Here is a 22,305-nt window from a genome sequence, read left to right on the forward strand (position 1 = left end):
GAAATAGCAACAACCGTATTGACTGCTCAATCCAGCACGCAGTATTGATCCATATATGCTTCCATCCGCTGCAGCACATCCTGATATTCCTGCCTGCCCTGCAGATATTCGTGCAGATCTTTGACTGTCACGATGGCATGTACATTGAGGCCGAACTCTTCTTTGACCTCCATAATGGCTGTTTTTCCGGGAATCTGTCCCACCTCGCAGCGGTTTACGGAGATGAACATATGCTCTGCTGTTACAGCGCCGCAGCCTTTGAGGATCGGCATTGTCTCGCGCACGGCTGTGCCGGCTGTGATCACATCTTCAATGATAATCAGGCGATCGCCGTCCTGCGGCTTGTATCCCACGAGGCTGCCGCCTTCGCCGTGGTCTTTTTCTTCTTTACGGTTAAAGAAATAGGGCTTGTCAATTCCATATTCGTTTGCCAGTGCAGCTGCTGTTGTTGTGACCAGCGGAATGCCTTTGTACGCGGGTCCAAACATAGCGTCAAATTCCTGACCGAGCGTCTCCTTAACCAGCTCGGCATAGAATTTTCCAAGACCTGCGATCTGCGCGCCGGTGCGGTAGTTGCCGGTATTGACAAAATACGGCGTGAGGCGCCCGCTTTTGGTTTTGAACTCGCCAAACCGCAGCACGTCTGCGGCCATCATAAATTCGATAAATTTGATTTTCGATTCTGTCAGCATATCGTTTCCTCCTTAATCTAACCAATAGGCTATGAGCAGCTTCATTGTGTTTTCTACAGCCTTTATATGCGAGCGTTCATACGCATGGCTGGCAAAAACGCCTGGACCGATGAGCGCTCCCTGGATATCCTGTCCGCCGGACAGCGCCGCGCTCACATCCGATCCATAATACGGATAAATATCAATCGCATAGTCCAGCTCGTTTTCTTTGGCCAGCTCGGCCAGCCGAGAGGTAATGGCATAATCATACGGGCCGGAGGAGTCCTTAGCACAGATCGAGACCATCTTTTCCGTACAGGAAAGATCCTCTCCGATGCAGCCCATATCGACGGCAATCAGCTCACGGATATCCCGTGGAATCCAGGCCATGCCGTGCCCCACCTCTTCATAGGTAGAAATCAGAATTTTCACTGTATGGCTGGGAATCAGATGATGGGATGCAAAGTGCTCCAGAACGCCCAGCAGTATGGCAACGGAAAGCTTATCATCTAAAAACCGAGATTTGATGTAACCGGAGGGGGTAACCGTGAATTTGGGATCGATACAGATATAATCGCCGGTCTGTACGCCCAGCTTCTGTACATCTTCCTTGCTATTTACATCCTCATCCAGACGGACCTCCAGATTCTCCTCGCTCCGCTCCTTGCCGGCCTCTTTATACACATGGGACGCCGGCTTCGTGCAGTACACCGTTCCGTCATACACTTGGCCGTCCCGCGTATGGACCCGGCACAGCTCGGAATCCACGGTCGCCAGATTGGGCCCGCCGATCTTGGTAAAGGCCAGTGCTCCGTTTTCTTTGATGCTGCGCACCATCAGCCCCAGCGTATCCACATGGGCACAAAAGCCAACGACATATTCCAGATCCTTTCCCGGAATGGTAATGATGCCGTTTCCTTTATGTGTCATCTCAAAGGAATATCCAAGCGCCTCTGCTTTTTGCTCCACCTTTTCCATCACTGCAGCCGTGTACCCGCTCGGGCTGTCGATCTGCATGATCTCTCTCAGGGTTTGCAGCACATACTCCATATTGATTTCCATTTGAACTGCCTCCTTATTTTATGCTAATAAGCTGCCCACATTTTGCACAACCAAGCTTGGCTTTACATCACTATGGTGCAGATCTTCTTCTGTGGTTTCCCCGGAAAGCACCAGCACCGAGGTGACTTCATGACGGGCTCCCAGCGCAATATCCGTATACAGTCTGTCGCCTACCACGACCATGTCTTCTCTGGCCACTCCGGTAAATTCCTGAATGATTTCCAGCGTATCCTCATAAGGCTTGCCGAAATAGCGCGGCGTTTTTCCGGTAGAAGCTGTGATCAGCGCGCAGATAGCGCCCGAATCAGGGATGAACCCTCCCTCCACGGGACAGTTATAATCCGGATGGGTAGAGATAAATTCTGCGCCTTCGCGGATGTAGCGGCAGGCCTTTTCCAGCTTGTCATAGGTAAGGGTGGTATCGAAACTGGCTACTACGATCGGAGCCTCCTCTTCTACCCGAATACCGGCCTGCTCAAAGCTGCGGATGAGATCCGGCGTCCCGACGACATATACGCTCTGACCGGCTCTGTGCCGCTTCAAGAATGCAATCGTCGTTTCGGCAGATGTGAGGATATTTTCCGGCCCTGCCGGAATGCCCATGCCCTGCAGGCGCTGTACATATGTATCCTTGGCTCTGGAAGCATTGTTGGTAAAAAACAGATACTGCGCGCCGTTTTGCCGTATGCGCTGCAAAAAGGGCAGCGTTTCGGGAAAAAGCTGATTGCCCAGATAGACTGTGCCGTCCATGTCGAGGATCCAGAGCTTTTTTTGCTGAAGATTATCCATTTTTGTTTTCTTCCTTTAATTTGAGTTTGGCGTGTACAACTAGCCGGCCGTTATGAGGATCCAGCACGTAATCACAGGTTGATAGGGTGATGAGCGTATCCTGCGCCGTGACCTCTACATCCGTCGCATAGAGAGAGCGCTGCTTGCAGCTGCTCACATAGTCTGCCTGCCGCTGTTCATTGCTGAATGAGGTCTGGCAGTATTCCACCTCCGTGGTGCATTGATAGACCGAAAAGACCTCGCAGTCATATACGCCATCCTTTGTGATGAAGGTAAAGGCCGGATGCTTTGCGAAAAATTCAGCATCGAGATATTTGCCCAGCTCTCCAAACATGGAGTCATCCTTCATACGATGCCCATAGAGGATCAGATTCTGCAGCGGACTACCCATCTGATTGGCGGCGTCCACAAAGATCGTCCCTGCTGAGTTGTATTCGCCGTAAAAGTTTTTGTGTAAGTATTCATCGTTGTCCTTGGCCTGTACCACTACATAATCGATAACCGTATCGGGCACCTTGATCCAGCCTACTGTATCAGGATTTTCCAGGATCAGAGGCGTCAGGTCAAACATATACTCCTGAGCCTCGCCGACGCTATCGCTCCCGGATATTTCCTGTCTGCCGTAAAATAAGTCCTGCACCTTTGTCTGTGTGACCTCATTTTGATGGTAGCCCCACCAGATGCTGCCCAGCTTATACAGACAAAAAACCAATATGCAGGCAACTAAAACGATCAATATGTTCAGAATGGTTTTTGTCGTCTTTCCTTTTTCTGCCATGCGCTTTCTCCTTCGCCTTGTATTAGCAGCCGCTTCCTGCCGCTTCCAGCACAGCCTCCATGCCGGCGCCTTCCTCCAGCAGCCATAAGGAGACGTGTGCGTCCCATGCCATCAGTGCTTCCAGCTCCGTTTTCATATCGTTTGGATATGGCTGCGGCGGCACGCTGATGCTGCCCATATCGGCCTCATGTGTAAATGTAAGATAGTCCAGCTCCTCTTCACTGCTCCCCGCCTGCCACGGAAACTGCAGCGTATCATACCAGCCGTATTCCAGAGCATGCAGCGCAATATCGGTGCTGCCAGTGGTAAGGCCGATGCTGCGGATGTAGCCTGCCTTTTTGGCCTGCGTCAGCGCATCATAAAACCCTTCACTGTCGCCCGTTCTGGGCAGATAATCCGGATCATGGATCTGACACAGATCCAAATAATCAGTTTTGAGCCCCCGGAGTACGGTTTTCAGCTGGTTTTTAAATTCCTCGGGCCTACACGGCTGAAAGCTGCCGGCTAAAATGAGCTCCTGACGATGCCCGACAGTGGCATGTCCGACTCGCTTTTGCAGCTCTTCTATCGGAAGTCCTATATCAAAAAAACGAATCCCTGCTTCCATTGCTTTTTCTGTAAGCATGCGGCACTCTGCAAAGCTCCTTTGCAGCAGAGGCCCGCATTCAAACCCAAGATTTCCGGTCACAATACCCGACCGGCCTAGTGTTACCTGCTTCATCGATTTCCTCCGCACTCTCTGTTTAGTACATTTTTTGAATTTTAAAGTTCTTCTCGGCTTCTCTTCGCTGATCCTTTTTGGCGATATCCTGCCGCTTGTCATACAGCTTTTTACCTTTAGCCAGCGCAATCTGCACCTTAGCATAATTGCCCTTAAAATAAAGCTTCACCGGCACGATCGTATAGCCATCCGTCTTTACCTTGCCGATCAGCCGCCGGATTTCACTTTTGTGCAGCAGCAGCTTGCGTGTCCTGAGCGGATCCTTATTAAAGATATTGCCCTGCTCATACGGGCTGATATGCATATTATAGAGGAAAGCCTCTCCCTGCTCGATCCTGACAAAGCTTTCCTTCAAACTGCATTTCCCCTGCCGCAGCGACTTAACCTCTGTGCCACTCAGGCTGAGCCCTGCTTCAAACAGCTCTTCCAGAAAATACTCAAAATGCGCCTTTTTATTTTGCGCAACAAGCTTTACGGTATCCTTTGCCACTCGCTTCCTCTCCCTTCTCTTCTATGATCAAGTAGTCCCCTACTTGCCTCGCGGCCCGCATGCTGCGTTAGCCACAAACTTCCATATGCGGGTCTGCATATAACAAAAAACGGCCTAGATCGACTAGGCCGTTCACAGATTTTATCACGCGATCACAAAATATAAAACCAAAGAAAGAATGATATAAATTGCCGCTAAAATCTTTGTAATCCGTTCAAACTTGCCTTCCATCGTCCGCGCTTTATTTTTACCGAAATACGACTCGGCCACGCCGCTTACGGCTCCGGAAAGCCCCGCGCTCTTCCCCTGCTGCATCAAAACAATGCCGGTGAGCATAATGCAGACGATAAATAATATAATAGAAATAATAATGCCAGCCATTTCTATTGCTCTCCTCCCTCGTTTATTCGATACATTTTTTCATGCTCTTCATCATACCACAAGGCCGAAGCAAAGTCAATTACCAGTTCGCTGTTTTCCATGTGTTTCCATCCATTGTTTTAATGGTAATCTGACGGTCCTCCAGCATCGCATATGTGCTTGGTGCGCCTTCCTTAGGCAAAGATACCGAACCGGGGTTCATCGCCGTATATGCTTCGTGATTCCAAATCCCCGGCACATGCGTATGCCCGCTCAGCAGCAGATCCCCCTCCTGCAAGTGCAGCGTTTCTGCAGCCAGATGGCCATGCGTGATGCAGAGCCGGCCCCCGGCCTCCAGCGGCAGCAGCATATATGGCGCTGTAATAGCAAAATCCAGCATCATCTGATCAACATCCGCATCACAGTTTCCGCGCACGGCAATGATCACCCGCTTATATGCATTCAGCAGTGCTGCGCACTCCTTTGGCGCATACCCCTGCGGAACCGGATTGCGCGGCCCATGGTACAGCAGATCCCCCAGCACCAGAAGCACTTCAGCCTCTTCCTCTTCAAACCGCTGCAGTGCCTGTTTTAGACAAGCAGCATCCCCATGAATATCCGAAATCACCATATATTTCATTTGTATTTTCCTCGCTTTTTCCAATTGTCTAGCCCCATTACCACACCGGCTTTTATCAGGCCATTGTTACATCCTGCATCATGCGCAGCACCAGCGGCCGCTGCTCCTCATCCGGATCTCCCCGGCCAATCAGATACAGGCTGTGCAGCTTCGTATCTGCCGTCTGCTGTCCCGGAAGCATCGAAATCGTAGCGCCCGCCTCCCTCAGCTCCCAGCGGTGTTCTCCTGCCTCCAGCTGCACATATTCGCTCACATCCCCCTGCTGCACCTCAGAAAACAGCAATTCTTCCTGCTGCCTTGCACGCCGCCACAGCTCCAGGGTCTGATCATTTTCCGACAGGCATACAACGCGCACGCCGCTCATCCCGCCACTTGCCGCCTTGCCATCCTCTGCAATCGGCACTATCTCCGGTATGCCGCCGCGGCATACCAAAGCAATCGTAAACGCCTGATCCCGCGGAATAATCACATGGTGCTGCATTCTGACCTGACCCTTTTCCTCTATGCGGATCAGAGTCTGTCCGCTGCCCATCAAAAAATGCGGTGTACTCTCTCCATATGCGAGTTGGCGCGTCACCGGCATCCCGCCCACATATACGGCCACCTCTTCCCACTCTGTACAGGCATGGAAAAATCGAATATAACTCATGTACTTCCTCCAAACTTATGCATTTATAATTATATCCTCATTCTATGACCCATACGCACAAAACTTTCCAAAAGTTTATATCCGAAACCGCTGCTCCTCCGTAAGCTCCAAAAGCGCCGTTACCCGCTCCGCTCTCGCCTGCATGACCTCCATCGCCTCCGGGCTGTGCGCATCCGAGCCGATATAAAACCGGCAACCCTCATCCCGCGCAATCCGAAACAGCCGCAGATGCTCCTCGCGCCGCTCCTCCCAGCCATCTGCAAAGCCGCTTGTATTAAGCTCAATACCCGCACCGCGGGAAGCAAAACGCTTGAATACCGCCTTCAGACGCGAGTCGTCCATCAGCGCAAATACCTTCGCATAATCTCCTTCTTTAAAGGTATGACGGCAGTTTAAATGAGCAATTCCAACCTTATGCCAGGGAAGCTCTAGGCAGCTGATCTCCTCCAGCCGCTGTGTAAAAAGCTCCGCCGCCTTTTCTTCTGTGTCCACCTCCGCCATACGGGTAAAATTCTTCATATGAAAATGATTAGGCGGAATCACGATCCAGTCAAAACGGTCAAAATGCTCCGGCGCCAGCCCCAGCCGGCCTCCTCCGCAGTATTCCGTTTCACAACCAAAATACATGCGCGGCCCATCCTGCGGCAGGGCCGCCAGCGCCGCCTTGTTTACCTCCGCATGCTCAATATTTTGAGGCTTGTACCAATCGCTGCTTCCCGGTACGGCCGCATCCCAAAGATGATCGGTAATACACTGCGCCGTCAGCCCTTGGCGCTTTGCGCGCTGATAGATCGCCTCCGGCGTCATGCGGCTGTCTGCGCAGCAGCTGGACAGATATGTATGACAATGCAGATCGTGCTGTACTGAAAATTTCATGCTTTCCTCCTGTCAGGCTTTGTATGTCTGTATTATACCCTTTTTTTCGGTTTATTCAAGTCACCCGCTTTATTGCTTTTGGCCTCATCCCACCACTGTCTGCCTCCGCCGCGGCGCTTTTCCCGAACGGGAAATGCGGTGCCTCTGCTAAAAAGCCGATTCGTATTGCGCTGGGCATAATCGCAGCATTCTTGATCTACTGTGTAACAGACCTGATTTTTGATATGAGTTGCTTGAAGCAGGCCGCTCCTTACCAAAACCCTCAGCTGATAGCTGAGAGTCGTTGTTGTCACTCCCGCGTAATGATTCAGATCCGACAATAATACACCGTCCGGATGCCTCTTCACCTCCTCAAACAGCTCCATTCTAAGCGGCGTGCTCGTTGCTTTCATAATCTCGCATAAATCATAATCACTCCTGATATCCAGCTCCTTTAAAGTCTCCTGATAGTCTATCCCTAAAAGAACGAGCGGACATACAATTTGCCTCTCAATGATCCGCCGGTTTAGCACACAGAATGAAATATACAGTTCCTTTCTGCCGTTCCACCGTATCACGCGCCCTTCCATATTGCTCAGCATACGAATAAACTCTTTGGACTTCTGCCCCAGAATTTCCTGGCGGCACAGCTCCAGCTGGTTCTGACAATAAAATCGATAGCTGCTGGTTATGTTTAAGATACGCTCCATTTCGCTGATCAAACACTCAATTGTCGGCCGCGGATTGGTACAAAAAGAAAGTAGCTGATATTTAAGTCTGACCGGCATCTCGCACGCGGTAATACAGCTGGCAATGGCAGACAAGCTCTCTGTGAAGGGTTCTCCGGTATAAAAGTGGAATATCCAGCGTCTAAGGCGGTCCGCATCTAAAAATTGGTAAAAATCCTGTTTTTTTGCAGAAGGTCCTGTTTGGCTAAGCAGTGCCGGAAACAATTCATGCAGCGCAAATACCGTTCCTTCTCTTTGTATTTCAAAGAATAAAGCAATATGCTCATCCACAGCTCCCAGATACTTGCTGACATCTTCTGCATCCTGTCCTTCTTCATCGTTTTTATGTGAGAAATAAATTGTCAATGCCTGCAACAGATCATACAGTTCACCTATCTTTTCAGTAAAAATCAGCTTCATTTATAATGCTCCCTCGTTTTCTTCAATTTTTTCCTAAGTAATATTTTATTTATTCTTCTCATCCAGCTATTATACAAATCAACAAGCAGTCCACCTCCTGTCCCGCAATTGACAAAAATAATTATATTAATTTTTACTGTTTTTATAATCATACTATCGTTTAAGCAGCATTTATACCATTTTTATTGATATCCTTTTCTGCTCTATTTTGTCAAAACGCCGGATATTTGCAACTTGTTTACATTTTATTTTCAAAATTGCCAATATATGGTATCATAGATTAGTCCGCATTAATCCTAGGAGGATATAAAGAGATGTTTCACCTCGTAGAAGATCACTTAACTCACTGTGATATCGGCGCCTATACCTCATACGGTATCGCAGCCGGCCCTGTAGTGATCCATGACATTTCAGCAAGCCGTCCATTTGTAGAAGCTCTTATCCGTCAGTTTGAGGCCGAAGCACTGGCCCCAGAGCATCTGCAAGCGGCTGTTGAGGATGCCATTCTTTCAGCCAGCATTTTATCCGGCGCCCAAAGATCCGAATTTTAAACGGTAGAATGCAAAAAGCACATTTTCTCCTACTATAGGTGAAAATGTGCTTCTTTCTTTTTATTTGAACTATCGGCTTACAGCGCAGCCTTTGCTGCCTCTGTTAACTTGGTGAAAGCCGCAGGGTCGTTTACTGCAATATCTGCCAGCACCTTACGATTTAAAGTAATGCCTGCTTTTTTAAGACCATTCATAAAACGGCTGTAGGACATGTCGTTCATATGGCAGGCAGCATTGATACGAGCGATCCAAAGTTGACGAAAATCTCTTTTCTTCAGACGGCGTCCAATGTATGCGCTGCGCATAGATCTCATCACCGCGCTCTTTGCGCTGCGGTACTGCTTAGAACGAGCACCATAGAAACCCTTTGCCAGCTTTAATGTCTTTTTATGCTTTTTGCGTGCGTTTAATGCACCCTTTACTCTTGCCATGATAAATCCTCCTTAAGTTATCTTCCAATATGCTGATGTGCCAAGACCCTATTAGCTATAAGGCAGGATCTTCTTCATAACCTTTTCATTGGTTCTGTCGGTCATGCTGGGCTTTCTCAGGTTTCTTTTTCTCTTGGTGGTCTTCTTTGTTAAAATATGGCTTTTATTTGCCTTAAATCTTTTTAACTTTCCAGTTCCTGTAACTTTAAAACGCTTTGCAGCTGCTTTTTTTGTCTTTACCTTAGGCATTACTTTATCCTCCTTAAAATTACGCTGACCGTTTTCCAAAAGCGGCCCGCGCTTTATGCTAACACTGATTTATCAGCGCTTCGGCATCAAAAACATCACCATGCTGCGGCCTTCCATCTTAGGCGCCTTGTCAATCGCTCCCACTTCTGAAATTCCCTTGGCAAACTGGTCCAGCACTTCCTTGCCGATCTCGGTATGCGTCATCTCACGCCCGCGAAACCGCACGGAAACCTTCACCTTGTCGCCCTTTTCCAAAAACTTGGCAGCATTCTTCAGCTTCGTATTCAGATCGTGTTCATCAATATTCGGAGAAAGACGGACCTCTTTGACTTCCATAGTTTTTTGCTTCTTCTTAGCCTCTTTCTCTTTCTTCACCTGATCAAAACGGTATTTCCCATAGTTCATGATTTTGCAGACCGGCGGCTTCGACTGGGGCGCAATCTTAACCAGATCCAGATTCTTTTCCATTGCCAGCTTCATGGCATCCTTACCCGATACAACACCCAGCTGCTCTCCATTTTCATCAATCAGTCTGACTTCTTTATCACGAATCTCTTCGTTGATCATTAACTCGCTTATGGCTTGGCACCTCCGAAAATTTTTTGCATAAAAAAACGAATCCACAGAAGGATCCGCTGTATATAAACACTTCCTGAGCAAAACTCTGCCGAGCGGCACAGCCGCCAAGAAGCTGATATCTCTCTATAAACCACTATCATGTGCGAGACTGAAATCCCGATAACAGGGTGAGAAGCGGACCTTCTACTTGTTGTTTTTTATGCGAAAATTAGTATACTCTATTTTCTTTCCTTTGTCAACACCTTTTTTTCGTGATATTTTACATTTTTGAAACAGTCCCATTCTTGTCAGCCACCCCAAAATAGCGTATAATTCTTTCAGGAGGAAACACCATGGACGAAAAACGTATTTTAATTGTAGAAGATGAAAAACCCATTTCCAGCATCCTGCAGTACGGCTTTAGCAAAGAGGGCTTCGATGTCCGCTGCGCTTTCACCGGTAGTGAGGCCCTCAGCATCGCGCGCGAATTTCTGCCCCAGGTCGTTTTGCTGGACTGGATGCTGCCCGATATCAGCGGCGTCGATATCTGCCGCATGATTACCGAAACACTTAACATCCCCATCATCATGCTCACAGCCAAGGGCACCGTAGACGACAAGCTATACGGACTCGAGGCAGGCGCCGACGATTATATCACCAAGCCCTTTGACCTGCGCGAGGTCATTGCTCGCGTCAAAACCGTCCTGCGCCGCTTTGAAAAAGCAGAAACCAACCCCGAGTCAGACCATCTGGTGATCGGAAACATCACCATCTGCGAAAATGAGCGCATGATTATCAAGGATGGCCAGGAGGTAGACCTGACTCCTAAAGAATTTGATCTCTATCTGTTCTTTATTAAGCATCCCCGGCAGGTATTTACCCGTTTGATTCTGCTCGAACAGATCTGGGGCTACGATTATCTCGGCGATACCCGTACAGTTGACATCCACGTACAGCGTCTGCGCAAAAAGCTCGACCTGAGCCGCCATCTGCAAACCGTCTTTGGTGTAGGATATAAATATGTTCCGCTGGAGCCGTAGGACTCACAACAAACGCTTTCACTTTGGCATCCGCCCCAAAATGTTTTTGGGGCTTTTAGTCGTATTCATTATCAGCGCTTTCCTACTCAATTTTATCCTCACGAAGCAGCTCAGCGAATCCATGGAAAACCGTATTCAAACCGATCTGACCAAGTTGCGTAACAACACCGAGGTGTATGTCCGCCAGACCATGCTTTTAGCAGAATCTGAATCCAGCCCGCAGCTCTTTATGGATATCAGCCCGCAGCTGCTCGACCAGCTCTATACAACCGGCGGCTATCCTCTGGCCATCTATGACATAGACGGTCTTCTCATTCTTTCAACGCTTCCCAGCTTTTTTACTTCAGAGCATTTTCCGCAGGCAGCCTTTGACCGCGCTTCTCGGGAGGGCATTTCCTCCTATCAGCTTCGCTACGATACCGAGACCTATTGCCACGCCTATTTCATCATTCCCATTCAATTTTCAGACTTAACCATAGGTTATATTGAATATTATATCGACTATTCCGATCTGCAGACCGAAAACTATCAAACCATCCAAACAGTGCTGCATATCACCAGTCTGATCATGGCCATCACGCTGCTTTTCTGCACGCTGCTGCTCTCTCATTTCACCAAGCCGCTCCGCCGGCTTACCCATCTCACCAGCCGCTTTAAAGAAAACGGCGTGAGCTCACAGGAGATGAAGGCCCAAAAAGAGGCCCTGTCAGGCCGCCTCTCTCACCGCCATGATGAAATCGGCGATCTGACTCACAACTACTGCGAAATGCTCGACACCATCGATCAGCAGATCCATCACATCCGCCGTGACCGTAATCACATCCTGCAGCTCTTAAACAGCAAGCAACTGTTTTTCGATAACGTCACCCATGAACTCAAAACACCGCTGACCACGATCCAAGGCTTCGCCCAGCTCATCCAGGACAACGGCACCTCCGACCCAGAACTTTTAGAAAGCGGTCTTTCGCACATTCTAAACGAGAGCGCCCGCCTGCACGCCATGGTGCTCCAGCTCCTCGAAATGTCCAATAAAAAGCTCAGCTATCAGCTCTCCCGGCTTGACCTCACGCCGCTGCTCACCAGCGTCGTAGAAGCCATGGAGCTCAAAGCCAACCGCTATCAGAGCCACCTGCGCCTCACCTGCCCCAGCCAGCTGATCATAAATGGTCAGGAGGACCGACTGCGTCAGCTCCTGATTAACCTTATCGACAACGCCATCAAATACGGTGCTCCCCACGAGCCCATAGATATTACCGCCGGGCGGCGGAAAAAAGACGAAGGCGCCCCCTTAACCACCTATCTGTGCGTACAAAACGGCGGCAAAGGGATGACCGAGGAGCAGATGGCCCATATTTTTGAGCCCTTCTACCGCGTGGACAAAAATTATTCGCGCGAGCATGGAAGCTCCGGCCTCGGTCTGGCCATCTGCAAGAAAATTGCCGAGGAGCACCATGCCGAAATTCAGGTAGAAAGCTCACCCGAAGGCCTTACCCGCTTTACGGTATGGTTTAGCACTATAAAACATGCTGAAACGGAGGATCACTATGCAGCACCGTAAGCCTATTTATAACGCATTTTTAGTCTGTATCTGCACGGCGCTGCTGCTCTGCGGCTGCCGCGCCCAGGTCGTAGAAAAGCTCTGCGTACTGCCCGACCGCGAAACACAGCTCACTGGAGTCTCAGAAAACGAAGCCGTTCCCTACTCCAGCCGTGTATGGGATATCCAAAATCTCGAGGAAATCAGCCTCCCTGTCACGGACGCTGTGTATTATGAGAGCAGCGAAGGGATAGCGCATTTTGATGATCAGGGGGCGCTCCGCGTCAGCCAAATCCTCATTGGGGAAAATGATGAAGCCAAATCACCCGATGTAGAATCCACCTCTGACGCCCTATTTGAGTACACCACACTGCAGCTCTCCTCTTCGGTACAAACTCCGCTCCAAGGCTTTTCACTCCCTGCTCCTGACGGATACCATCAGCATTATATTTCCCACAACGATCAATTTGTCCTATACGACGTACTCGAAGACAACACCCTCTTTTTATATTTACTGAATATTGCCACTGAGGAGACGAGACTCATCTGGCAGTCCTCTGACCTCACCGATACGTTAAACGCAGGGCTTACTGTTCATATTTTCTGCCAATGGGCGGAGGATGATTCGTCCTTCTTCTTTATGCCCATCTTTTCCATCACAGATGACCTATATGACGGCTATGTTGAAATAACGAAAGACTCTGCCGCCAATATTAACGGTGCCTCCTTATCCAGTGAGCTCCTTTTTGATTTCGGCCTTTCAATGGATGATACCTATGCCTATCTCTATCAGATGGCCTCCGAAGGGCTCACCAGTTATTATATAGGAGAGCATTTCCCTCTCTATCTTTTTAATGCTCAGCCCTCCGCCGTGTCTAACGCAGATGGGACCCGCTTTTTCATTTATTTCAATTCCCCGCAGGAGCCTTCTCTTGCCTATCACATTGATCTGCAAAATGGAATCAATTACTCCTTTTCTTTAAATGACTACCTGCCAGCCGAAATCAATACACTGGATCTGCACCCTGTATTTTATAAAGATATTTTATATCTGTATGCCTCCGGCATCGGCATCTTTGCCTTCGATATGGATGCCGGCACGGTGCTGCAGCACTATCACTTCAACGATCCCGTTCAGGCCTTTGTCATCTGCGAGGATACGCTCATCGCAGCCCAAAGCTCAGACACCTCCTCCAGCGGTGTTGACGTCACCGCCTACCTGCTTAATCAGGATATGCAGCAGTCCGTTCTGCTCTATCATACGGATTCACTTGATCCCTATATCCTGTATATGCATGTGGATGAATCCGGGGACTCTCTCCGTCTGCTTATCGAAATCACGACCAGCCAGGCCGGCGAATTTAGAAAACTGATTCTTCTTAACTTTTGAAATTTTACAAAGACTTTACAGTTTAGCGCTCCATCTGAAAAAACACCTCTTTATACTAAAAGCATCTTTTTTCAAAAACGATACTTTAAAATAAAGAGGTGTTTTATGTTGATGACTTCTCACAATCATGTTTACCAAAAGCAAGGGCATTTATTGCTCCGCCAAAGCGCCGTCCTGCATAATGTGGCGCAGATTCGCAGCCGCACCGACCGCACGCTCATCGCCGTGATCAAGGACAACGGCTACGGCACCGGCCTTTACAACGAATACGCTGCGCTCCGTCAGGCCGGCATCGACTTCTTTGCCGTCATCAACGCAGAGGAGGCCCGCCAGCTCCGCTCCTTTGGCTTTACCGGACAGATCCTGCTGCTCACTCCCGAATTTTCACTTGAAAATTGCTGTGATCTTCTGCAGCTGGACATCATCTTCATGCTCGGCAGCGCCGCTCAGGCCTCTCTGCTGCAAAGAGCCTCTCATATGACCGGCCTCACCGCACGCATTCATCTCAAAATCGACACCGGCCTCGGCCGCTACGGCTTCTCCTATCAAAATTTAAACGAGATCCCGCTCTCCCTTTTAAACGAATTCAGCCTAGAGGGCTGCTACACGCATGTTGCCAGCGGCACCGCCCATCTCAAAAGGCAGCTTACGCTGCAAAAACGGCGCTTTGATAATGCCCTGATGCATCTGCGGCTGGCCGGCCTTGATCCCGGTATGACGCATATGGCTGCTTCCCCTGCCTTCTTACTGCAGGGCGATATGGGCTATGACGCCGTACGCATCGGCAGTCTTCTTCTTGGCCGCTGCCCGCTGAAAACCTCTATGGATTTTCAGGATGCGGTATCCTTTCAGACCTATATTCTGCAGACCAGGCTCTACCCCGCCGGCGCCACCTTTAGCTACCGGGCCAAAAAGCTCCGCCGCGAGACTCTGGTAGGGCTCCTTCCCGTCGGCAACGGAGACGGCGTCTATACGCGCTCCAATCTCTCTGCTCTGCCCGTGCTTGCCTGCGGTCTTGACTTTACGCTTCTCGATCTCACCGGGTCGGACCTGCATGACGGCGATGAAGTCTCGCTGCTTGTCAATCCTCTGCTGATTCACAGCAATATGCCGCGACGCTTAGTCTAACAGCGCCTCGTAATCCGCCTGTGTAAACCGATGGTAAATCGTATGTTCCATTTCTTTTACCTTGCTGTGTAATAAGAATTTTACAACTGTTTTTATACCTGATGTTTAATAATCCATTGAAGCATATCATCAAAAGATAAGTTAGCTTCTTCATTTTGCAAGTATCTCATAGGCTTGCCTGTTCTTTGCAATTAACCGTTTGGAAATCGACATAATATCTTCATCTGATGCAATCTGTTCATTTTCCGCCTGACTGAATTCTACAATCAGATAACGAGGAACATTATTTTTTAAAATTACTGCTGAGCCGTTTTCATCTACCAAACGGGCTACTTTAGAAAAGTTTTGATTTGCTTCCGTAATCGAAACAAGACTATTTGTGTTAATATTCATAAAAAACACCTCCATCTATATTATGTACTGATTATAGGATAAATTCAACCTATTTTAACAAGTTTAAAATATTATTTTTTCCTTGCAGACAATTTATCTTCAGCGCCTGCCTATTCATACAAAAAACTCCTTTCGCAGCATCCCGTCGGCCTCGGGCAGCTCCCCGCCAAACAAATGGGCGATCGTAGGACCTTCATCCGCCAGATGCATATATGCGGCCACCTCTCCCTTCGCCAGCGCAGGCAGCTCTCCTTGCTTTCCGCCTGCGGCGGCGCCGCTACCACGCATTGCAAATACCGTCGTATAGCCCTCTTTTTTCGGCGAATAACCATGTGTCGCCATCTGCATATGCGGCGTGCTGGTGCATTCCTGCGGCTGGATCTCATAAATATCCGGCCCCTCCAGCGTATCCTGAAAATAATATCCCTTTTTGGCCTCGAGCATGAGCAGACACCTGTCATCAGCCCCCTGCCGGCCGGCCTCCTCTGCGCTGTAGATGGCCTCCAGACAGTGATCATGCTCCTCGCTGAAGCCCTCAAGCTCCGCGCGCACCTGCGCCGCAAGCTCAGGCCCTCCGTAAATATAGGCTGACCCGTCGGCTCCCTGCATGAGCGCCTGATAGGACCGAATATTGCCTTTTTTATCACGCTGCAGCCACCCGGCGCGCTCCAGCACACGGTTGAGCCGGATGGCTCTGGCTTCGTCAAGGCTGGAATGATCACCCAGCACTACCCATGTCACAGGCTCGCCCTCCAGCAAATGCATGAGCTCCCCGAGGCGCTGATCATGCCGTTTCAGTGCCTTTAGCGCTTCCGGGCTGCTGTGGCCGTAATGATGGCGCATGCTGTCTAAATCTACATAATGAATCAGCGTGAAATCCGGCTCGTATTTTTTTAGCGTGTACAATACGGCCTGATGAATGAAATGGTCCAAATGCGGCTGCTCGATGCCATGCATCAGCTTTCCATAGCGGGCAAACACCTCGGCCTGCAACTTTACGCTGCCGCTGCGCAGCGAGGCAAGGATCTGATGATCCCATTTGCGATTGGCGAAAATCTCCGGGATATGATAATCGATGCGGGCTCCTGCCGTCACCGGCCATAAAAAGGCCGCTGTTTTCATGCCCTTTTCCTTTGCAGCCTCATAAATCGTCTTTCCTTTAATATATTTGCGCTTCCAGTACCAATCAGGCGACGCCATGCGGTTCGGCTGCAAAAGCGTGTTGTGAATCACGCGGTGATGCACCGGATACCGCCCGGTTGCGATCGTACAATGCGCCGGATACGTAAGGGACGGATATACGGTCTCTACCGTTTTACAGTAGGCAGCCTCCTCCAAAAACGCCCCAAAATGCGGCAACCTCTCCAGGATCGTCCAGTCGTCGCTGCCCAGCCCGTCAAACGATATCACTATGAATTTATGCTTATGATTCATCCTGTTTTTCAATCCCCCAGTCCTGCAGAAGCTGCGTGATATCCGCCAGTACTCCGGCCTGCAGCACCTTTCCTTCTTTCCCATCCTTAGCTGCTGCCTGCAAAAGCTCTGCCGCGGTCTTGACCTGCTCCTGCAGACTCTCCTTATCCTTACGCATCCCTTCCGCTGAGATCTGCATCTGCTGGATCTGATCCTTCTGCTGGCGAATCTCCTCCGGGTACCACAGAGTACGCACAAAGCCAATTGCACAAAGCACGCCCGCAAAAAACAGCAGAATCTGCATCACCGGCCCGCTGATATTGCGTACAGCCTTTCTGCGCCTGCGCCTTTCCTTAAAGATCTCCTCTTTATCCGGCTCCGGCAGAGCCTGCTGCACATACAGGTCCCGGCTCAAATCCTGGATCTCTCCCATCCCGGCGTCCGGCACACCCTCCTTGCGCTGCCGCGCGATATAGAGCCGGTAGCGCATGGCATCCGGATTGAGAGGGTCCACCTTCGCCACCTGATCCAGCGCGCGCAGCGCCGTCTTATAATGCTGCGTCTCCATGTAGCACAGCGCCAGCAGCAGCCGCGCCCTCACAAAGCGCGGATTCAGATGCACCGCCTTTTTAAGCCTTGTAATCGCAAAATCCAGACTATCCTTATGCGCCAGCGCGCTTGCTTCATTATACAGCTGCAGGCTGCTGCTCATATCGGTGAGCATTTCCTCTTCTTTCTTAATTTCTTTTAAATAATAAGTGGCCCAATTAGCCGCCGGATTCAGATACTCGCTGATTGACCACTGCTTCATGGCCTCGCCCAGCTCGCCCCGCTGAAACTGCACCAGCCCCAAAAGATTGCGCGCTTTTTCATTATGCTTATCATACCGTACCGCCTTTTCCAGATCATCCACCGCACGGCTCAGGTCCCCCGCCCCCGCCTTAGACAGTCCGCTGCGGTACAGCTGCTGGCTTGTGGCCTGTATTTTTTCAATCATCTGCTGCTCTTCTACGCGGCTTTTCATCGGCTCTCTGCCCTCTTTTTCACAGGCTCCTCCTGCTGCGCCCCTGCGAGAGCCCTCGCCACATCCAGAATGTCCTGTATTTCCTCTCCCGAAAGCCCCTCTGCCAGATCCTCCACCTCGAGGCTCTCCCGGTACTTTGCCAGCTCCTGCTTAAAATTAAACATGTCCTTGCTTACCTCCTTACTCTCTATCGAATGACGCTTTCTATCTCTCCAATCAAATACAGCGAACCGGCACACACCGTCAGTTCTGTCTCCGGCATATGCACCGCCGTCTCCAATGCGTTTTGCGGCTGCTTAACGCAGCAAAAGCTCTTGCTCCTTCCCTCTGCCGATGCCTGCCAGATGCGGACAAACGCTTCTGTTTGATCCTCTCCGTCAATACAGGTAAAAACTACGCGGCCAATCGCGCTGCAGTCTCTGAGCTGCCCCAAAATGTGCTCTGCGTCCTTCTTTGCCAGCGCGCTGAACACTAGCGTACAGCTCCCTTTTTCATACTGCTTCTCCAGATACTCTGCCAGCATATGCGCGCCTCCTGGATTATGCGCTCCGTCCAGCAGAAGCGGCTTTCCCTGAAATTGGCTCCTCTCCATACGGCCGGGCCAATGGGTATTGGCAAGCCCTCTGCGTATGGTCTCCTCTGTAATACGCCATCCTTTTTGCAGCAGTAGCTGCGCGCAGCGCAGCACGGCCGCTGCATTTTGCTGCTGATAGGCCCCTGCAAGCCGCAGCGGCGGTATTTCTTCCAGCTCGGCCGGTGCATAATAAAAATCGCTGCCGACATCTTCTGCCTGCTGCTGAACTACCTGCTGGACTTCCCGCGGATTTTCAGCCAGCACCACCGGCACGCCTCGTTTGATGATCCCTGCCTTCTCGGCGGCAATCTCCGGCAGCGTCTCTCCCAGCACCTTGGTATGATCCAGGCTGATGGAGGTAATCAGGCAGAGCTCCGGCGACTCTATCACATTGGTAGCGTCCAGGCGTCCGCCGACTCCGGTCTCCAGCACCACTACATCGGCCTTCTCACTGGCAAAAAATGAAAAGGCCATCGCTGTGATGATTTCAAAAAAGGTAGCATGGTTCTCTCCTGCTGCTGCGATTTTCTCGGCAGCCGCCTTCACCTCCAGGCCGATGGCAAGCCATCTTTCCTTCTCGATCTGGCGGCCGTCCAGCTGAATCCGCTCTGTATACTCTACCAGATGGGGCGAGGTATAAAGTCCGACTCTATATCCGCTCTCTCTGAGTATTTGCGCCAGCATCGCGCAGCAGGATCCCTTGCCGTTCGTCCCCGCCACATGAATCACCGGCATCTGCCGCTGCGGATTTCCAAGCTCCTGCAACAGGCTCACCATATTGCGCACGCCGTCCTTTTTTCCATAGAGCGGCACCGTCTCCAACCATGTAATATATGACTGATAGTCCATTTTTTCCTCCGTTTAAATAGGCCTAATTCCTTATTAAAAGTGTACAAAAAGCCCGTGGGAAAGTCAACCCTAAACCCCTGCTTTTCCTCTTTAAATTTATCCCTTCGGCAATTAAAAAGGCTGGCGCCTCCTCTGCGGCGCCAGCCTCTCTTCTCTCTCTTTAAAGCTGTGTCTGTGTCTGAATGCGTCCCATCCGGCCGCCCTCACAGGTAAACGTGAGCTGCGTCCCGGCGGCTGCCTTCACAATCCAGGTTACCTTTTTCTCACAGGGCTCACTCTGCATGGTGTTAGCCCCTAAGCCCGAGTTGAAGCCGTGGACCCCTGAAAAGCCTGCCAGATGTCCGATTCCCTGCTTGGCCTTACCCTCCAGCACCTCGGCGCCCTCTATCGTCACCGTAAGCTCTTTCAGGCTCTTAAGCTTCAGCGCTTCTTTAAAAACATAGGTAGGCAGGAAGCCTGTGTTCATCACATAGGCCTCTACCTTATATACATCCTCTGCCATATGCGTAACATCGATCTTGTCGAATTGCACCAGCGGAAGCGTTTTGACCTGACGCAGCATAAAGCGGGTATGCTTCTCCAGCTCCTGCACAAGGAATTTGATCGGCGGATTCTGCGCCACATATTTATAATCAACGCCTCCAATCTCCACCTTGCCAAGCTGCGGATGGTCAAAGGGCGTCCAGTCCTTTACGCCTTCGCCGTCCAACTCCTTATCGATCCACTGAACATATTTCAGCGCCTCTTCCTCCTGCTCCTCATCCGTTTTGCTTTCCTTCGGCGGGTACTGCATCTCCACGCCAACACGCGGATTGATATCCCAGCACTCAATGGTAAAGGTAGGGATGCCCAGGATGAAATGACAGAAATCATCAAATCCTCCATAGGTGGCCTGACTTCCCGGCGCCATATATTCATCAAACACACTCACCACCGGGTAGCCATTTTCCTCCTGCGCCATCTTGCCCAGCATCTGGTAGATCGCCATATCGGCAGCCTCTGCCTCTTTTCTCGGCTTAAAGCCGGGCGTATACAGATTCTGCCCGCCTGCGGTATGCATATCCAGTACGCTGCAGATATTCGGATGTGCAATCAGAAAATCTGTATTGGCCTTTGTCTCTGGATTACACAGCGGATACGTACCGGCGCCGCGCTGCTCATGCTCGGGTCTCCATCCGATCGGATAGTTGCGGTTAAAGTCCATGCCAAACTTGCCGGGAGCGCTGAGGATATTCATCCCATCATAGTCCTCAATCACGCCCTCCTGATATACATTGTAAAAATCTCCCGTCGTGTCATCCGGGCGGCGTTTTGTCATTACGCGCGGATCCTTTTCCGACACCTTCCAGATCCCAAACGGGCTCTTCACACGCATTTTGCGAATCACGCCATCTCCGTCCAGATCCTTAGGCTGCAGCCCTGGCATCTCCTCCGTATACGGATACATTCTCGGCACCGACCGCACCATCTCCGGCGTCGTCAGATAATACTCTGATCCATCCGGCGAAACGCGCGGCAGCACATAAAAGGTATACTTGTCCAGAAGCTCCTGGATCTCCGGCTTGTTATGGTTGGTAAACAGCACATCCAGCAAGTACATGCAGCACATACAACCTGTTACCTCTCCGGCGTGCAGGTTTCCTTCAATATAATATCCCGGCTTATCCTCATAAGCGCCGGTTTTGGTATTCGTAACCTCCATCACCCACAAGTTGCGTCCCTCCGGCGAGGTACCGGCAACCGTCAGGCGGGCAAGCTCCGGATATTCCTTCGCATATTTCTGCAAAATATCCGTAATCTCCTGATACCGATAAAAATGATCGTACGTATACGATACCCGTTCTGTTAGCTTCATCATTTCCTCCATTCTAAAGTTCTTAGCTCTCTGCGCCGCTGATCTGCCTGCAGTCCGTTTTATTCGCAATGACCGCGCGAATGCAGACCTCCAGCCCCTGTGCAATTACCGCAAGCGGTAAAGAAGGGGTATGCGGCTTGTTCTTCACCTGCTCCTCTGCGTACGGTACATGGATAAAGCCTCCCCGAAGCCGCGGAAACTCATGGTCAATATCGTACAGCAGCTGATACATCACATCATTACACACATACGTGCCGGCCGAATAGGAAATGGCTGCCGGGATGCCTTCTTTCTTCATCGCTGCCACCATAGCCTTAACCGGAAGCTTTGTAAAATAGGCGCTGGGACCCTCAGGCTCAATAGCCTCGCTGATTGGCTGATTGCCCTGGTTGTCCGGAATCGGTGCGTCCTGATAATTGATCCCCACAAATTCAGGTGTAATGCCATTCCGGCCGCCGGCCTGTCCAACACAGATCACAACATCCGGCTGCTCCTTTTGGATTGCCTCACGCACTGCACGGCTTCCTTCTCTAAATACCACCGGAATTTCCTTCGTAATCACAGACGCTCCTTCGATCGTCTTCGGCAGCCGCCTGATTGCTTCATATGCCGGATTGATGCTTTCACCGCCAAATGGCTGAAAGCCCGTAATCAACACCTTCATTCAGTCCTACCCCTTTTTAAAAAAGCTTTAATATGAGGTCTATTTTATCACGCTTTTATCCATGAGGCAATGGTCTAATCATAATTTTGCCAAAGAAAAGCAGGAGGCTTTGAGCAGCCTCCTGCCTGTAATGATGATATGTTCTTTCCTATGCGTCTTAGGACTCCCTGCGTCCTGCAGCTCTCTCTGCCATGCTGCTCGCCAGCTCATCCTCCATACTCTTCTCTCTCTTCTTCTGCTTTACCATGTGCACAATCAGCACAACCACCATCGCCAACAGTATAATCAGCGCCGGTATATCCCACATGCAAAATCCTAACGTCGTATGAATCATTTCACTCATCTTCTCTTCCTCCTTTCCTTATCTTCCTGTTTCCTCTAGCTCTTTCCTTAGCTCAAACATCCGTTTCTGTCTCTTCTTCCGGTCATGCGTGTAGTACAGCTCTACCATAAACGCCACCATAAGCAGGATCAGATGCAGAATGC

Annotated in this window: 27 protein-coding genes; 5 read left to right on the forward strand and 22 right to left on the reverse strand. The window is 50.3% G+C overall.

Going from position 1 to position 22,305, the window contains the following annotated elements:
• Positions 1–26: 26 nt before the first annotated feature.
• From pyrE to HFE64_07755, 11 genes are all read right to left on the reverse strand, one after another.
• Complete coding sequence (pyrE, locus tag HFE64_07705; GenBank protein ID MCI8633345.1) at positions 27–689, reverse strand: orotate phosphoribosyltransferase; 663 nt, start codon at positions 687–689, stop codon at positions 27–29.
• A 15-nt stretch (positions 690–704) separates the two neighbouring features.
• Entirely contained in the window at positions 705–1,733 is a 1,029-nt protein-coding gene (locus HFE64_07710; GenBank protein ID MCI8633346.1) for a M42 family metallopeptidase, read from the reverse strand.
• A gap of 18 nt (positions 1,734–1,751) precedes the next feature.
• The gene (locus tag HFE64_07715; protein ID MCI8633347.1) at positions 1,752–2,522 is read right to left on the reverse strand and encodes an HAD-IIA family hydrolase; all 771 of its coding nucleotides are present in this window, start codon (positions 2,520–2,522) and stop codon (positions 1,752–1,754) included.
• On the reverse strand, positions 2,515–3,300 hold the full coding sequence (gene srtB, locus HFE64_07720; GenBank protein MCI8633348.1) for a class B sortase: 786 nt from the start codon (positions 3,298–3,300) through the stop codon (positions 2,515–2,517). The genes HFE64_07715 and srtB overlap by 8 nt, the downstream gene beginning before the upstream one ends.
• A gap of 22 nt (positions 3,301–3,322) precedes the next feature.
• A complete protein-coding gene (locus HFE64_07725; protein MCI8633349.1) occupies positions 3,323–4,021 on the reverse strand; it encodes an aldo/keto reductase in 699 nt (232 codons plus the stop codon).
• A 22-nt stretch (positions 4,022–4,043) separates the two neighbouring features.
• Positions 4,044–4,511 carry an SsrA-binding protein SmpB gene (smpB, locus tag HFE64_07730; protein MCI8633350.1) on the reverse strand — a complete coding sequence of 156 codons (468 nt, stop codon included), beginning with the start codon at positions 4,509–4,511 and terminating at the stop codon, positions 4,044–4,046.
• A 144-nt stretch (positions 4,512–4,655) separates the two neighbouring features.
• Positions 4,656–4,892 (reverse strand): preprotein translocase subunit SecG, encoded by a 237-nt coding sequence (secG, locus tag HFE64_07735; GenBank protein MCI8633351.1) that lies wholly within the window; start codon positions 4,890–4,892, stop codon positions 4,656–4,658.
• A gap of 79 nt (positions 4,893–4,971) precedes the next feature.
• Positions 4,972–5,511 carry a phosphodiesterase gene (yfcE, locus tag HFE64_07740; GenBank protein MCI8633352.1) on the reverse strand — a complete coding sequence of 180 codons (540 nt, stop codon included), beginning with the start codon at positions 5,509–5,511 and terminating at the stop codon, positions 4,972–4,974.
• A 55-nt stretch (positions 5,512–5,566) separates the two neighbouring features.
• Positions 5,567–6,160 carry a DUF4397 domain-containing protein gene (locus HFE64_07745; GenBank protein MCI8633353.1) on the reverse strand — a complete coding sequence of 198 codons (594 nt, stop codon included), beginning with the start codon at positions 6,158–6,160 and terminating at the stop codon, positions 5,567–5,569.
• A gap of 75 nt (positions 6,161–6,235) precedes the next feature.
• Positions 6,236–7,036, reverse strand: coding sequence for a PHP domain-containing protein (locus tag HFE64_07750; GenBank protein MCI8633354.1), 801 nt, complete (start codon positions 7,034–7,036; stop codon positions 6,236–6,238).
• Between the two features lie 32 nt (positions 7,037–7,068).
• Positions 7,069–8,163 carry a winged helix-turn-helix transcriptional regulator gene (locus tag HFE64_07755; GenBank protein ID MCI8633355.1) on the reverse strand — a complete coding sequence of 365 codons (1,095 nt, stop codon included), beginning with the start codon at positions 8,161–8,163 and terminating at the stop codon, positions 7,069–7,071.
• Between the two features lie 314 nt (positions 8,164–8,477).
• On the opposite strand from HFE64_07755, the gene HFE64_07760 reads away from it, so the two are divergent.
• The gene (locus HFE64_07760; GenBank protein ID MCI8633356.1) at positions 8,478–8,714 is read left to right on the forward strand and encodes a hypothetical protein; all 237 of its coding nucleotides are present in this window, start codon (positions 8,478–8,480) and stop codon (positions 8,712–8,714) included.
• A gap of 77 nt (positions 8,715–8,791) precedes the next feature.
• On the opposite strand, the gene rplT is transcribed toward HFE64_07760, so the two are convergent.
• The 3 genes from rplT to HFE64_07775 form a co-directional block, all read right to left on the reverse strand.
• Positions 8,792–9,145 (reverse strand): 50S ribosomal protein L20, encoded by a 354-nt coding sequence (gene rplT / locus HFE64_07765; GenBank protein ID MCI8633357.1) that lies wholly within the window; start codon positions 9,143–9,145, stop codon positions 8,792–8,794.
• 51 nt (positions 9,146–9,196) lie between these two features.
• Positions 9,197–9,394 (reverse strand): 50S ribosomal protein L35, encoded by a 198-nt coding sequence (rpmI, locus tag HFE64_07770; GenBank protein ID MCI8633358.1) that lies wholly within the window; start codon positions 9,392–9,394, stop codon positions 9,197–9,199.
• A gap of 72 nt (positions 9,395–9,466) precedes the next feature.
• Entirely contained in the window at positions 9,467–9,961 is a 495-nt protein-coding gene (locus HFE64_07775) for a translation initiation factor IF-3 (GenBank protein MCI8633359.1), read from the reverse strand.
• A gap of 344 nt (positions 9,962–10,305) precedes the next feature.
• Here HFE64_07775 and HFE64_07780 point away from each other — a divergent pair, with 344 nt between their 5' ends.
• From HFE64_07780 to HFE64_07795, 4 genes are all read left to right on the forward strand, one after another.
• On the forward strand, positions 10,306–10,992 hold the full coding sequence (locus HFE64_07780) for a response regulator transcription factor (GenBank protein MCI8633360.1): 687 nt from the start codon (positions 10,306–10,308) through the stop codon (positions 10,990–10,992).
• Complete coding sequence (locus HFE64_07785) at positions 10,973–12,550, forward strand: HAMP domain-containing histidine kinase (protein MCI8633361.1); 1,578 nt, start codon at positions 10,973–10,975, stop codon at positions 12,548–12,550. Before HFE64_07780 ends, HFE64_07785 begins: the two co-directional genes overlap by 20 nt.
• Entirely contained in the window at positions 12,537–13,919 is a 1,383-nt protein-coding gene (locus HFE64_07790) for a hypothetical protein (protein ID MCI8633362.1), read from the forward strand. Before HFE64_07785 ends, HFE64_07790 begins: the two co-directional genes overlap by 14 nt.
• A 105-nt stretch (positions 13,920–14,024) precedes the next feature.
• On the forward strand, positions 14,025–15,047 hold the full coding sequence (locus HFE64_07795; GenBank protein ID MCI8633363.1) for a hypothetical protein: 1,023 nt from the start codon (positions 14,025–14,027) through the stop codon (positions 15,045–15,047).
• 150 nt (positions 15,048–15,197) lie between these two features.
• Here HFE64_07795 and HFE64_07800 read toward each other — a convergent pair whose 3' ends face one another.
• From HFE64_07800 to HFE64_07835, 8 genes are all read right to left on the reverse strand, one after another.
• Positions 15,198–15,440, reverse strand: coding sequence for a type II toxin-antitoxin system Phd/YefM family antitoxin (locus HFE64_07800; protein ID MCI8633364.1), 243 nt, complete (start codon positions 15,438–15,440; stop codon positions 15,198–15,200).
• 114 nt (positions 15,441–15,554) lie between these two features.
• On the reverse strand, positions 15,555–16,874 hold the full coding sequence (locus HFE64_07805) for an alkaline phosphatase family protein (GenBank protein ID MCI8633365.1): 1,320 nt from the start codon (positions 16,872–16,874) through the stop codon (positions 15,555–15,557).
• Positions 16,864–17,877: a tetratricopeptide repeat protein gene (locus HFE64_07810; protein ID MCI8633366.1), complete on the reverse strand. Its 1,014-nt coding sequence runs from the start codon at positions 17,875–17,877 to the stop codon at positions 16,864–16,866. The genes HFE64_07805 and HFE64_07810 overlap by 11 nt, the downstream gene beginning before the upstream one ends.
• Positions 17,874–18,041, reverse strand: a complete 168-nt coding sequence (locus HFE64_07815) for a hypothetical protein (protein MCI8633367.1) — start codon at positions 18,039–18,041, stop codon at positions 17,874–17,876. Before HFE64_07815 ends, HFE64_07810 begins: the two co-directional genes overlap by 4 nt.
• Positions 18,042–18,064: 23 nt before the next feature.
• Entirely contained in the window at positions 18,065–19,300 is a 1,236-nt protein-coding gene (locus HFE64_07820) for a bifunctional folylpolyglutamate synthase/dihydrofolate synthase (protein MCI8633368.1), read from the reverse strand.
• A 160-nt stretch (positions 19,301–19,460) separates the two neighbouring features.
• Positions 19,461–21,155, reverse strand: a complete 1,695-nt coding sequence (locus tag HFE64_07825; protein ID MCI8633369.1) for a zinc carboxypeptidase — start codon at positions 21,153–21,155, stop codon at positions 19,461–19,463.
• A 22-nt stretch (positions 21,156–21,177) separates the two neighbouring features.
• Positions 21,178–21,819, reverse strand: a complete 642-nt coding sequence (gene pcp, locus HFE64_07830; protein MCI8633370.1) for a pyroglutamyl-peptidase I — start codon at positions 21,817–21,819, stop codon at positions 21,178–21,180.
• 157 nt (positions 21,820–21,976) lie between these two features.
• On the reverse strand, positions 21,977–22,162 hold the full coding sequence (locus HFE64_07835) for a hypothetical protein (GenBank protein ID MCI8633371.1): 186 nt from the start codon (positions 22,160–22,162) through the stop codon (positions 21,977–21,979).
• Positions 22,163–22,305 lie beyond the last annotated feature (143 nt).

The sequence above is a fragment of the Lachnospiraceae bacterium genome (assembly GCA_022794035.1).
In the GTDB taxonomy this organism is placed as follows: Bacteria; Bacillota; Clostridia; order Lachnospirales; family Bianqueaceae; genus CALWPV01.

Bases quoted from the DNA above. Each gene is read 5' to 3' on its own strand.
- HFE64_07710 (MCI8633346.1), bottom strand. From the start codon at position 1,733: ATGGAAATCAATATGGAGTATGTGCTGCAAACCCTGAGAGAGATCATG.
- HFE64_07715 (MCI8633347.1), bottom strand. From the start codon at position 2,522: ATGGATAATCTTCAGCAAAAAAAGCTCTGGATCCTCGACATGGACGGC.
- srtB (MCI8633348.1), bottom strand. From the start codon at position 3,300: ATGGCAGAAAAAGGAAAGACGACAAAAACCATTCTGAACATATTGATC.
- HFE64_07725 (MCI8633349.1), bottom strand. From the start codon at position 4,021: ATGAAGCAGGTAACACTAGGCCGGTCGGGTATTGTGACCGGAAATCTT.
- secG (MCI8633351.1), bottom strand. From the start codon at position 4,892: ATGGCTGGCATTATTATTTCTATTATATTATTTATCGTCTGCATTATG.
- yfcE (MCI8633352.1), bottom strand. From the start codon at position 5,511: ATGAAATATATGGTGATTTCGGATATTCATGGGGATGCTGCTTGTCTA.
- HFE64_07745 (MCI8633353.1), bottom strand. From the start codon at position 6,160: ATGAGTTATATTCGATTTTTCCATGCCTGTACAGAGTGGGAAGAGGTG.
- HFE64_07750 (MCI8633354.1), bottom strand. From the start codon at position 7,036: ATGAAATTTTCAGTACAGCACGATCTGCATTGTCATACATATCTGTCC.
- HFE64_07755 (MCI8633355.1), bottom strand. From the start codon at position 8,163: ATGAAGCTGATTTTTACTGAAAAGATAGGTGAACTGTATGATCTGTTG.
- HFE64_07760 (MCI8633356.1), top strand. From the start codon at position 8,478: ATGTTTCACCTCGTAGAAGATCACTTAACTCACTGTGATATCGGCGCC.
- rplT (MCI8633357.1), bottom strand. From the start codon at position 9,145: ATGGCAAGAGTAAAGGGTGCATTAAACGCACGCAAAAAGCATAAAAAG.
- rpmI (MCI8633358.1), bottom strand. From the start codon at position 9,394: ATGCCTAAGGTAAAGACAAAAAAAGCAGCTGCAAAGCGTTTTAAAGTT.
- HFE64_07775 (MCI8633359.1), bottom strand. From the start codon at position 9,961: ATGATCAACGAAGAGATTCGTGATAAAGAAGTCAGACTGATTGATGAA.
- HFE64_07780 (MCI8633360.1), top strand. From the start codon at position 10,306: ATGGACGAAAAACGTATTTTAATTGTAGAAGATGAAAAACCCATTTCC.
- HFE64_07785 (MCI8633361.1), top strand. From the start codon at position 10,973: ATGTTCCGCTGGAGCCGTAGGACTCACAACAAACGCTTTCACTTTGGC.
- HFE64_07790 (MCI8633362.1), top strand. From the start codon at position 12,537: ATGCAGCACCGTAAGCCTATTTATAACGCATTTTTAGTCTGTATCTGC.
- HFE64_07795 (MCI8633363.1), top strand. From the start codon at position 14,025: ATGTTGATGACTTCTCACAATCATGTTTACCAAAAGCAAGGGCATTTA.
- HFE64_07800 (MCI8633364.1), bottom strand. From the start codon at position 15,440: ATGAATATTAACACAAATAGTCTTGTTTCGATTACGGAAGCAAATCAA.
- HFE64_07805 (MCI8633365.1), bottom strand. From the start codon at position 16,874: ATGAATCATAAGCATAAATTCATAGTGATATCGTTTGACGGGCTGGGC.
- HFE64_07810 (MCI8633366.1), bottom strand. From the start codon at position 17,877: ATGAAAAGCCGCGTAGAAGAGCAGCAGATGATTGAAAAAATACAGGCC.
- HFE64_07815 (MCI8633367.1), bottom strand. From the start codon at position 18,041: ATGTTTAATTTTAAGCAGGAGCTGGCAAAGTACCGGGAGAGCCTCGAG.
- HFE64_07820 (MCI8633368.1), bottom strand. From the start codon at position 19,300: ATGGACTATCAGTCATATATTACATGGTTGGAGACGGTGCCGCTCTAT.
- HFE64_07825 (MCI8633369.1), bottom strand. From the start codon at position 21,155: ATGAAGCTAACAGAACGGGTATCGTATACGTACGATCATTTTTATCGG.
- pcp (MCI8633370.1), bottom strand. From the start codon at position 21,819: ATGAAGGTGTTGATTACGGGCTTTCAGCCATTTGGCGGTGAAAGCATC.
- HFE64_07835 (MCI8633371.1), bottom strand. From the start codon at position 22,162: ATGAGTGAAATGATTCATACGACGTTAGGATTTTGCATGTGGGATATA.